General features: G+C 55.6%; 7 protein-coding genes and 1 pseudogene. 2 read left to right on the forward strand and 6 right to left on the reverse strand.

Annotated elements, in window-relative coordinates; all coding sequences use genetic code 11:
- Positions 1 to 35: 35 nt before the first annotated feature.
- The 3 genes and pseudogenes from AC2FIS_RS20735 to AC2FIS_RS20745 all read right to left on the reverse strand — a co-directional run.
- Positions 36 to 1163 (reverse strand): TIGR03032 family protein, encoded by a 1128-nt coding sequence (locus AC2FIS_RS20735; RefSeq protein ID WP_496775198.1) that lies wholly within the window; start codon positions 1161 to 1163, stop codon positions 36 to 38.
- Between the two features lie 78 nt (positions 1164 to 1241).
- The gene (locus AC2FIS_RS20740; protein ID WP_496775199.1) at positions 1242 to 5909 is read right to left on the reverse strand and encodes an autotransporter domain-containing protein; all 4668 of its coding nucleotides are present in this window, start codon (positions 5907 to 5909) and stop codon (positions 1242 to 1244) included.
- A gap of 1024 nt (positions 5910 to 6933) precedes the next feature.
- Positions 6934 to 7131 (reverse strand): annotated as a pseudogene (locus tag AC2FIS_RS20745) (IS6 family transposase); the annotation flags it as partial.
- Between the two features lie 313 nt (positions 7132 to 7444).
- Between AC2FIS_RS20745 and AC2FIS_RS20750 the strand changes: the two are divergent.
- Both AC2FIS_RS20750 and AC2FIS_RS20755 read left to right on the forward strand, forming a co-directional pair.
- On the forward strand, positions 7445 to 8023 hold the full coding sequence (locus AC2FIS_RS20750; RefSeq protein ID WP_496775200.1) for a helix-turn-helix domain-containing protein: 579 nt from the start codon (positions 7445 to 7447) through the stop codon (positions 8021 to 8023).
- Between the two features lie 119 nt (positions 8024 to 8142).
- Positions 8143 to 9033 carry a LysR substrate-binding domain-containing protein gene (locus tag AC2FIS_RS20755; protein WP_496775201.1) on the forward strand — a complete coding sequence of 297 codons (891 nt, stop codon included), beginning with the start codon at positions 8143 to 8145 and terminating at the stop codon, positions 9031 to 9033.
- On the opposite strand, the gene AC2FIS_RS20760 is transcribed toward AC2FIS_RS20755, so the two are convergent.
- The 3 genes from AC2FIS_RS20760 to AC2FIS_RS20770 are packed head-to-tail and all read right to left on the reverse strand — an operon-like array spanning position 9020 to position 11231.
- Entirely contained in the window at positions 9020 to 9592 is a 573-nt protein-coding gene (locus AC2FIS_RS20760; protein WP_496775202.1) for a thiamine pyrophosphate-dependent enzyme, read from the reverse strand. The genes AC2FIS_RS20755 and AC2FIS_RS20760 overlap by 14 nt on opposite strands.
- Positions 9589 to 10137, reverse strand: a complete 549-nt coding sequence (locus tag AC2FIS_RS20765; RefSeq protein WP_496775203.1) for a decarboxylase — start codon at positions 10135 to 10137, stop codon at positions 9589 to 9591. Before AC2FIS_RS20765 ends, AC2FIS_RS20760 begins: the two co-directional genes overlap by 4 nt.
- Entirely contained in the window at positions 10137 to 11231 is a 1095-nt protein-coding gene (locus AC2FIS_RS20770; RefSeq protein ID WP_496775204.1) for a pyridoxal phosphate-dependent aminotransferase, read from the reverse strand. The genes AC2FIS_RS20765 and AC2FIS_RS20770 overlap by 1 nt, the downstream gene beginning before the upstream one ends.
- Positions 11232 to 11308: the final 77 nt, after the last annotated feature.

Here is an 11308-nt window from a genome sequence, read left to right on the forward strand (position 1 = left end):
GCGGTTCCGTTAACCACACGAGGGCTTAAGGACGGCTAAACAGACATCCCAGTAATAATCTCAAAAACATCGTTCGTCAGGAACCCATAAGACCGGGGACAAGAGGTCTGGGGCAGGATTTCGACGTCATAGAGTTCAGCGATATCGCTGTCGATACGAAACCATTGCACACAGGTTCCGGTGTTCAGATCAATCACCTGCACACCACACCACGGCGCGCTGTCTGCGTCCTTCAACCTCTGGTCCAGCGCAAGCCCTTCGAACCGCTCGTACCGAGGCTTGGACAGGCCCACAAATGCGAAATTTTCATAAAAAGCCAGGCCACGCAAAAAGCCCGGGCAGAAGGCCAAGGGTTGAAACCGTTGGCGCGGGTCCTGCTGGGTCATGTCAATCCAGCCCAGCTCGCCCGTTCCCGAGTTCAGAACCCACAGTTTTCCCTGATACAGCCGCGGAGAGTGCGGCATTGACAATCCCTCGCACACGATCTCGTCCCGCTCAACATCGATGACGACGCCGCCATCTGCCCGGCGATCACGCCAACCGTCAATCGTATCGGATTTGCTGACAGCGGTGACATAGCGTGGTTTGCCGTCCTGCATCGCCATACCGTTCAGATGACAGCGATCCTCGGCCACAATCGCGGATATGAACCCCGGTTTCCAGACCGGTTTGAATGCGTGCGTGTCGGATAGTTCGGCGATGCAGTTACAGCGCGTGTTGACGAACACCACGTTTCCATCCGCCTGAACACCGATGTCGTGGGCATCCAGATATCCTGTCAGATGCGTCGTGCGGGGGACAAAACACTCGGTAAATTGCCCGTCCATGACTTGATCGGAGCGTAAAATATTAGGCATCCGATAGATATTGGCCTGAGTAGCGAGATAAAGTGTTTCGTCGCGATAATGCAGCCCCATAGCGTGCTGGAACATCTGCTCGTTCACCATCAACCCGCCGTTGGGGTTGCGGCCCAGCAGATAAAGCCGCCCAGACTGGTAGGACGTCACACCGACCGAAATATTGAGGGCGTCCAGCAACCGCACAAACCCGCCCGAAACCGAGAACTGTGCGGCATGCCGCGCCTCGGGGCTTTCGGCAGGCTGGGACGCAGCGCCCTGACCGATAGGTATATTTTCCTGCACAACGGTTTCCTGCATTGTCATTTTTTTCTTATCAACGACGCGGCAGGTGGATGCAAAATCTGCCTGCCGCGCCCCGGTACGATTTGCCTGAAAGCGGTATTAAAACCGAATACTGCCTTTGATAAAGGCACCATTGACCTTTGTATCGCCTGAAAAGCGACCTTGATAACCCAGTTGGAGGGTCGTTTTGTCCTTTTCGAATAATGATAGACCGACCTCGATATCTCCAAACACCCGGTCAATATCACTGGTGTTGTCGAAATTCGGGCCATCGCCGATCCGGGCCATCACAGTGGTGTCGGTGTTGGCAAAGAAGGTCGCTCCAATTTTACCATAAAGGCGCAGTGACCTTGTGTCGCTGAGTTGCCGATCACGACCAAATTCCAGCGCAGGCGCGATCGAGACATAGGTCTCGCTGCCGTCCTGAACCGTCAGAGCGGTCGCCGCGCTGCCGCTTTCTGTAACACCGTCACGTTTGATGCGCGTCACATTCACATCGACCAGCGGCTTTAGGTAGCCGGCATCGTATTCGATCAGGTAAGCCCCACGTATCTGGGCCGAGAGATGACGCAGGTCATAGCTGGATTGGTTCGTTCCGTTGAACCCGCCAATGGTCACCGCTCGGGTCGTGTCGAACTGCCCCACCCCGCCCGAGATCGCACCGGACAGGCTGAAGCGACCGAATGTACGCTTCAGGCTCAGCCCGACCGAATAGTTGTCGACATCGCTGCGCACGCCAGAGTCGGTGGTGATATCACCCATCTGATAGCCAAGGGCAAAACCCGCAAACCAGTCAGGCTGAAACTCGATCTGGCCGCCAAGGCTGATCCCGCTGGTCCGGCTGTCAAACCCAACTGTATCCGAGTTTCCATCGCGATTGATCTGTCGGGTTTTCGGACGCAGCCACAGGCAACTACCTTCCGAGATTGCAGCATATTCAACGCCGCTGACCTGGCATGAGAACAACTGATCCGTAAAGTTCTGTGCGGTTAATAGTGTGGCCTCGTTGCTGGCCAGATAGCCTTGCGCGCTGAGTTGATCATAAGCCTGCTGCAGCTGTTGCGCATTCGAAACACCATTTAGCAACGCGTCGGTGACAGGGGCCAGGGTCGCGTCATTGTTCTGGAACGCGGTTCCGATTGCGTTGGCTGTGTTGGATTGGTTGGCGTTCAGATCGGCACCTGCGGGTGTAAAATCTACATTGGTAGACAAAACGACGTCATTTGCGTTGGGGAACAGAAGCTCTGCCTGCAGGATCGGACTGATCGTGAAATTATCAAGCGTTACGCCACTGTTTGTGGCACCGCCCTGCGCGGAAAGGATGGTGACCTGTTGCGTTGCCCCGGTGCCGCTCACGACATTGACCTGAACCTGCCCGCCCAGATCGGCGATTTCGGACACATTTAGGCGATCCGCAGCCCCGGCATCAAGATCGAGGTCGACAACAAAACGTCCGTTTTCACCCTGTACCAGTCCCCCGGTGACCGAGGTTGTCGCAATCGTGCCCTCCCCGCCGGGTGACAGCACACCCTCGTTGCTCAGCACACCGCCTGCGCCCAGATCAACCGTTTCTCCGGCGTTGAACGTTGCACCAGCGCGGTTGTTGAATGCATTCGTGCCGCCACTCAATCGGATGGCTCCGTTCTCTGCGGTGTTCAGCGTGCCGATGTTGTTGATCGTGGTGCCACCGGTGCCAAGAATGGCAGTTCCGCCAAGCGAAGAGATCGTCACCGCGCCCGCGGTGTTCAATACGTTGCCCCCTTCGCCTGCGGCCTCAAAGCTGATCCCGGCACCCTCGCCCAAACCACCCTGAACCGACGCGTCAGCGATTTCGACCGTCGAACCACTGAGGTCCTGGGCGATAACACGAACGCCGTCCGCGTTTGTGCCTCGTGCAGTGACATCACCACTGACGCGCAGCGTCGTGTTCCCGCCATCGCGGTTCAGCGCAAAAAGTCCGTGCGCAATGTCCCCGGCAGTCGAGACCTCAGAGGTCGATGTAATGTTGATATCCCCAGACCCGGCTTCGTTGACGAAGATACCGCTGGCCCCCAGGCCAAGTGTTGTGATCGCCTCGTTCGAGGTGACGTTGATGGTGTTGGCCGTCCGGTCCAGTGCGGCAGATGCATCAATACCGTGCGCGTCTTCGCCCTCTGTGCTGATACGCACATTCGAGGTGATTGTTACGGCACTGCCTTCGCTGTCCACAACGGCCGAGATCCCATGTGCATCCTCGCCCAAAGTCGAAATGTTACCCGAAGCCTCGATCTGGATGTCACCACCGCTATAGAGGTGCCGAGTATTAATCCCCACAGCCCCATTCCCAGAGGTCGAGATATTGCCGGTCGAGGTGATCCGAGTGTCTCCGGTACCGTTCGTTCGTGCCCCGATGATACCGTCAGATCCGATGCCACGCGTCGTGATATCAGCATTCAGGTTGATCGTCGCATCCCCTCCGTCACGGTTCCGAACGACAACTCCTTGCGAATTTTGACCTTCGGTCGAGATGTTTTCCGTCACGTTCACGGTGATGGAACCGTCGCCAGATTCAATCACATCAATACCAGCGGAACTGTCGCCCGCTGTCGAGATACGCCCTTCCGAAGTGATCAAAATGTTATTGACGGTGTCCGAATTCTGCGAGTTCACGAAAATACCGCCGGCACCTAAACCTTCGGTGGTTATGTCACCGGCGTTGGTGACAGACACGTCGCTTGTCGTGTCAACTTGACGGATTCCGATTCCCGCCGACAGGAATCCGGCCGTCTGAATTCGGCCCTCAGACACAATAGAAAGGCTGCCTGTCCCATCTTCCTGCCGCGCGGCAATCCCATTGGAATTCTGCCCTTGGGTCTCAATATCGCCGGTCGCGTTGATGGTCGTCGCACCGCCGCCAACGTTTTCACCGAATATACCGTGCGAGTTGGCCCTCACGGTCGAGATGTCTCCCTCCGATGTGACCGAGATCGAACCTTTGGTATCGTTTTCTGCATCAATACCAGCCGAAGAATTGCCGATGGTCGACAACGCCCCTTCCGAGACGATCTCTACATTGGTGGTGTATTCATCGCCCGACGCCGCGACTTCAATGGCGTTGGACAATTGAGCCGCAGTGCTGATGTTGCCGGACGACCTAACCGAAACCTCACCATTGCCATCGTTATGGTCTGCCCGAATTCCTTCAGAGTTGCTGCCCTGGGTCGAAATATCACCGGTCGAGGTAATCCTCAGATCACCGTCGCCGTAATCCTTCAGGACGTTGATCCCTCTTGAATTGACCTGCGTGGTTCCGATTGCGCCACTGACCGAAACCTCGACGTCACCGCCATTGAGGTTTTCGACAAACACACCGTCAGAACTGCGTCCTTGGGTCAAAATATCGCCATCGGCTGTGATCGAAACGTTGCCGTCCGCTTCGTGGCTGACACCAATTGCGTCTGAAAACTCGCCCATTGTTGAGATCGAGCCATCGCCCGAGATGGTCACGTTCCCTGCGGTGCTTTCTTCGTCTACTGTCGCGAGGATCCCTTCAGATGCGCGTCCTCGGGTTATGATGTCGCCTTCAACTGTGATCGAGGTATTGCCCGAACCGGAGTATCGCACAGCATAGATACCCTCTGAGGCGCTGCCATCCGTCTCGATATCTCCGGTGGAAACAATCAGTATATCGTCATCGCTATTATACTGATCGACACTAATTCCATCAGAAAACGACCCCTCAGTAGTGATGTTGCCGCTGGATCTAACAACCGAACTGCCAGCGTAAGAGTTATAGACATCAATACCGTCAGAACTGTTACCTTCGGTGGAAATATCCCCCGACGACGTAACCGTCAGGTTTCCATCCCCAAAGTTTTCACCTTCTATTCCCGAGGAAAAATCGCCCTGGTTTGTAATGTTGCTTTCTGAGACGACCAGAATATCATTCGCTGTACCTTGGTCGTCCGCGCGAACTCGGATACCTCCGGAGAGCCCCTGAGTGCTAATGTCGCCTGATGCGATCACGGTGATGTTTCCCGCGCCGGCCCCCTTTTCGACCTCAATCGCTTCGGCACGCCTTCCTGTAGTGGTGATTGCCCCGCTTGAGTTTACAAGGATATTGCCGCTGCCGTCATCATCCCGGACACGGATACCGTTTGATTCCTCGCCACTGGTCGTGATGGGTGCCGCAGAGGTGATCGTGACATTTCCCGCATCCGAAACTTCGGCATTGATCCCACGCGCGGTCTCACCTGCTGTTGTGATGGCCCCAGTGGAAACGACAGTGACTGCGCCGTCCCCCGATTTGGTCACCGCAATGGCGTCGGACCCGTCCCCTTGCGTCGTGATCTGCCCGTTCGACAGGACCCGAACAGTGTCGGTACCGTCAGTATCCTGTGCATCAACATTGATCCCTTCGGCGTTGCCGCCCTGGGTCCTCAGGTTGCCCAGCGTCGTGATTGTGACGCTGCCGCTTGCGCCGGACCGTTGCGCGGAAATCGCTCGCGCACCCGTCCCGTTTGTCGAAATTCCGGCCGTTCCCGCGGTATTTGCGATGATCGTGATATCCCGTCCGTCATTGACGTCAAAAAAGATGCCATCGGTCCCTGCTGCAGGCGCTATGCCAGGGGCATCGACGTTGTTGACAATCAACCTGTCGATAGGTGCGTTGACGACAATGCCCTCCTGCAAGTCGCCACTGCAATTGGCCGTGGTACCTGCGACCGTACATTGTGGCGCGCTGGGAACCATTTGTGCCTGCGCGACCGCAGTCAGGGGCATCGTCATCACGCCAGCAGCGGACCCCAACAGGGCCAATGCAATCTGTCTGTTGCGCTGCTTTTTGGACTGTCGAAGAAGCGCATTCGAGCGGCGGCGGGCTTTGCGGTTTGAAGTCATGTTTGTATGTCTGCTCTTATCAGGACGTCGGCGCGAGTTGTGCCGCGTTCACTACGGTTGCGAAGCAATACAGATTGGGCACGCATCAGCGCGGTCTCAATCTGTATTCGATTATGTATGTCGGGAATGAGTCTCTGACGGCGTGTTCGGATACGCCGTAAAACCTTTGAGGCTTACATCAAAAGGTGCCTGGCTGGTTTTTGACGTCAGTCAAAGACGTCGATTGCCTGCACCCAATGTTTGCAAGTCGATCTGTACACATTGCATGTTCCACTCCTATTCCCACTCATTACCTGTTCAACACATGGTTCGCGTTCACACTGGAACAATTCACCGCCTGGCCAACCCACCAGCTGTCTGATCCAGACGGCAGTGTGGGGCACTTCTCAACCCCGTGGGCAAACTTACGCATGTCCCAAACCGCAAAGAGGTGTTTGACCTGGATCAGTTCCATTTTTTGTTTCGCTCTTTCGCATCATGTGTCGGTATGGCCATGAGTAGAAAACGCCAATTCCAGCCTCAACCCACAGGTCCGCGACCTGACGGGTTTGTGCACCTGTCGTGATTGACAGAATAAAATGCCGCCCCAAGTGTTGCAGCCCCCAATCACACCCCTAAAAGGGGTTCTCCCTGAGATCCAGAAATTAGATAAACGCTTGGATTTCACGCAGGTCCGAACCGATTTTTTGTGTAAACGGTGTCAGAAGGTAACCGGATAGGCAGGCTCAATGATTGGAAATCCGATGCTCGCCAAAAGTATGTGCAACTGAACAAAATCCCAGGCTGTAACAATTCATGAGAACTCCAAGCGTTGTCACATTAACGGCGTGTCGAAAGAGTAATCTTGGTATTCGGGTTTCAAGCCGTCCGGGTGGCAGCCTTCCAGACGCCGAATGGGTTTTGTTGCACATATCCGGTATCGGACAGCCGCTGCCACAAGACCGTTACATCGGCTGACCCAGCGGTTCAGCGTAGCGTTACTCAGGTCCACGCATCGCTCGGCTATGATTTCATCAAGATCCCGGTATGACACGCCGTAACCGAGATAGAAGAAGACCGTGTGTAAAGTAACATCCTTTGGAATGTGCGCACCTTTGAATAAAGCCATCACACTCACTCCCAAGGGGAAACTCGGGTAGCTGAAATCGCAAAGGTTTCAATTCAAACAGAGAGCCCCAGATATTTGCGACAATACCCTTCCCCGTACATACCTTGATCTTGTTTCCGGTCGATTATCTTCGGTGACGGGACACGCGATGTTAACACTCTGCGGGACAAGTTGGGTAATTTCAGAATGGTGTATCGCCATCCTGCTGGGCGGCCTTCAATAACCTGACAAAGACCAATTGACCGAATGCTAAAAATGGACACAACTAAAACAAACAATCTTCTAAGCAACAACAGCAGTATCGGCACTGAAAATCGTGATCAAACAAAGAGATATCGAGCGTGACGTCGGGCAAACCTTGCAAAGGCTGCGGCAGGAACGCAATCTGATCCTCTCTGAGCTGGCTACAACATCGCAGGTCTCGGCCTCGATGATCAGCCGTATTGAGAACGGTAGCGTCTCTCCGTCTCTTGGCACGCTGCAGGCTTTGGCGGACGCAATGGATGTTCCTCTGATGGCCTTGTTTGCCGACACCGAAGTTTCGGCCGACGTACATCATGTCAAAGCGGGCGAAGGTCTCATGTCCCGGCGTATTACGCAGGGCCACGTGCATAACTACCTTTTGCTTGGTAAACATGGCGGGCCGGGAGGTCTGTTTCAATCTGCCCGCATCACCATTTCAAAGGACCAATCTGGGACGTTGCCCAGGTACCAGCACGAAGGCTGTGTTTTTCTTTATATGATAAAGGGCGACGCAATATACAGGTGTGGCACCGAGGACTTTGTTATGGCAACTGGCGATACCCTAAGCTTCGATGCCAAGCTGCGTCACGGGTTTTGCAAGATCGTGTCGGATGAGATCGAGTTCATCACTGTATCAACTCGCCCGCAGTAAATTCAGACCGTGATTTGGCGCTCTCAGACGGTATAACCTATCGGACCCGTTTCATATTCTTGTATTATGTGAAACTATGAATAATCCGTCCGCATATCCCAATCAAGCACTGAGCCCCCATGAAAATTACCTTCAAACAGGTTGATGCATTTCGAACCGTCGTCTCCACCGGAACTGTAACCGAAGCGGCGGCGATGCTGGGAATCTCACAACCCGCAGTCAGCCGCTTGATCTCGGATTTCGAGGCCGAAGTTGGTTTTCAGCTATTTCAGCGTTCTGGCCGGGTCCTGGTTCCCACGGATGAGGCACGCTTGCTGGTGGAAGAGGTTCGGCAGGCCGTCAGCGGCATGGAGCACATAAAGGAATCCGCCAATGCAATTGGGAAGTTCGGTCACGCGCGACTTAACCTGGTGATCACGCCGGGGGTGTCCTCTCAGCTAGCTCCGGATCTGCTTCAGGTGTTTTCTGCTACTTGGCCAAAAGCCATGGCCCGAATGGAAATCGCGCCCAGCGATGACGCCGTCGAATGGATGGTTTCGCAGAATTACGATTTCGGGATCACGACCACCCAACCCGCCAACCCGTCCTTTGACAGCCTGGTTATCCGGAACAGCGACGTCTGTTGCGTCGTTCCAACCGGCCATCCTCTGGCAGAGAAAACCATAGTTCAGGCGCAGGACCTGGCGGGTAAGAACTTTATCTCATACATGCCGTCCTCACGTTTCCGGTTTGAGATTGACCAGTTTTTTGAGGCCAAAGGCATCTCACGTCAGATGCAGTATGAGACCCGCACCACCGACGCGGTGTGCCGTCTGGTCGCGCGCGGTCTAGGAGTTTCGGTTGTCGGAGCAAGTCTGGATTATCTCAAAACCATTCCCGATTGTGTCGCGCTGCCTTTTGCGGCGCCTATCACGTTTCGCGCAGTCCTGTTCTGGTCCAAGAACAAGCCCCTGTCCGCCGTGGGACAGTCCTTTTTGAAGATCGTGCAATCGCAGGTCAGCGACGGTTAAGCGCCTCGCGAAAACTGGCCCGCGCCTGCGCGCTGTGGATATAGGCGTAGTCCCGAGGGTAAGGGGCACCTGCCGTCAGATCCATCGAGACGAATTGCGGGCCGGTGGATGACAGAACCTGAGGTACCGCAGCTGAAAACTGATCCAGCTCGGTAAAGCGCTGCACACTGGCATAACCGGCAGCCCAGGCCATGGCGGCGAAATCAACCCTATCCGCGCCAGGCAGGGGATGCGACCCGTTCACCTCATAGACCCGGTTTGCCGACAGGAAATGATAGAGGTTCGTCACTCCCGCATTGGCAATGGTCACCAATGTCCCAAGATTCATCAGTAGGCTGCCATCGCCATCCAGAATAATGACCCGCCGGTCAGGATTGGCCAGCGCCAGACCCAGACCATGGGACGACGCCTGCCCCATCGCCCCAACGGCAACATAATTCAGGTCGCGCGGGTTCAGGGCAAGCCAGTCGAAACAGCTCTGATACACGGCAACAACAATATCGTCCTCGCGGACATGAGGGATCAGGGCCTTAAGCGCTGCGTCGCGGTGCATGGTCATGATGCCTCCGGTGCTCGGCCGATCAGGAAAATATGGGGTCTCGAAGTTGCATAAGCCGCTTCAATCGCCTGCGGGATATGCGCCTCGTCCCCCGGCCATTCGATCAGGGAATGTGACAGTTCCATCGCATCCAACACCGGCCGAACAATCCGCACCCCGTAAGAGGCAGATTGGTCCGGGTGAATATGTGGCTCCTTACCCTGCAGGCCAACCATCATAACGACCGGCAGTTCATAATCGACGCCAATGGCCCGGATCGCATTCAATGAATCCATCAGCCCCGTTTGCTGCATCATCAGGATTGCGCGCGTGCCGTTATAGGACATCGCCCCGCAGATGCTGACGCCCTCATCCTCCTTGCAGATCCGGGTCAGGCGAAATTCGGGATCTCGCGAGATCGGCCAGAGCATCCCGTCACTGGTAACGATGTCCGGCAATGCAACGATTTCGCCGACACCCGCCGCCTTGATAGCAGCGATGATAGCCGCACCGGACGGATGCCTGACCTGCGGCGTACATTCGGTCGGTAGAGGGGACGCAACCATCACGCACCTCCGTCCAGAAATGCGGCGAGCCCATCCCGTGCCGCTTGCAGTTCATGCCTGTGACCGATGGTGATGCGAACATAATCACGATAGGCGGGTGAGGCGAACCGGCGCACAGCAATTCCCCGTCCCCGTAGAAAAAGATCAGCCGCTTCGGCAGACTTCCCGGGGTTCGGAAAATGAACCAGCACGAAGTTGGCCTGACTTGGGACAACATGCAGACCCATCTCCGTTAGCGCGGCGCTAAGCCAGGCCCGGCTGTTCAAATTGGTCTCTCGCACGAAACGGGTATGTGCCGTGTCTTCCAGCGCCGCAACAGCTGCTGCGACCGAAGAGGACGCCACCGGGAAGGTCAGGCCGATCCGACGCACATTGTCCACCACATCGTTGGACCCGTACATCCAACCAACACGCGCCCCAGCCAGCCCGAATATCTTGGAAAACGTCCGACACATGACCACGTTATTTGCAGCCTCAACCAGCTTATGTGCGGGCTCATAATCTGCCGCATCGACATATTCCTCATAGGCAGCGTCGATGATCAGCAGGACGTTTTCCGGCAACGCGGCATGCAGGCGGCGCAGCTCTGCGCCGTTCAGATAGGTGCCTGCCGGGTTCTCGGGGTTGGCGAGGTAGACGATCCGGGTTCGTTCGGTCAACGCATCGATCATCCGGTCGACCGAAGGTTTGAATGCGTCATCCGCGACCGCCACCACCTCGGCATCGTTGGCAAAAGCATAGTTAGGCACTTTGAGATAGCCATTGGCGCTACGGATCAGCTCGGTACCCTGCCCTAGATAGGCGCGTGCCAGACGGGCCAACAGATCGTCCGATCCCTGTCCTGTGGTGATCCGTGCCGCATCCAACCCGTTTTGCGCGGCAATCGCCGGGGCCAAGATATCGTCAGGGTTTTCCAAATAGCGCTCGACATTGCTGATTGCCGCACAAGCGGCAGCGCGGGCAGACGGGCTGGGACCAAACACGCTTTCATTCGAGTTCAAAAGAATCGCAGGCGGTGGACCGTCAGCAGATGCTCCACCAACCATATGAGGCTTGATCCTGCCTATTCCTGATTTTGCGAGGGTAATGCCCATCCAACTCCTCCGGCACCACCAGACGGCGGTAATGGCAATTTTCACTATATATCACATAGCATCGCATATTAAGCAAT

It is taken from the genome of Ruegeria sp. CDSB113, assembly GCF_059611045.1.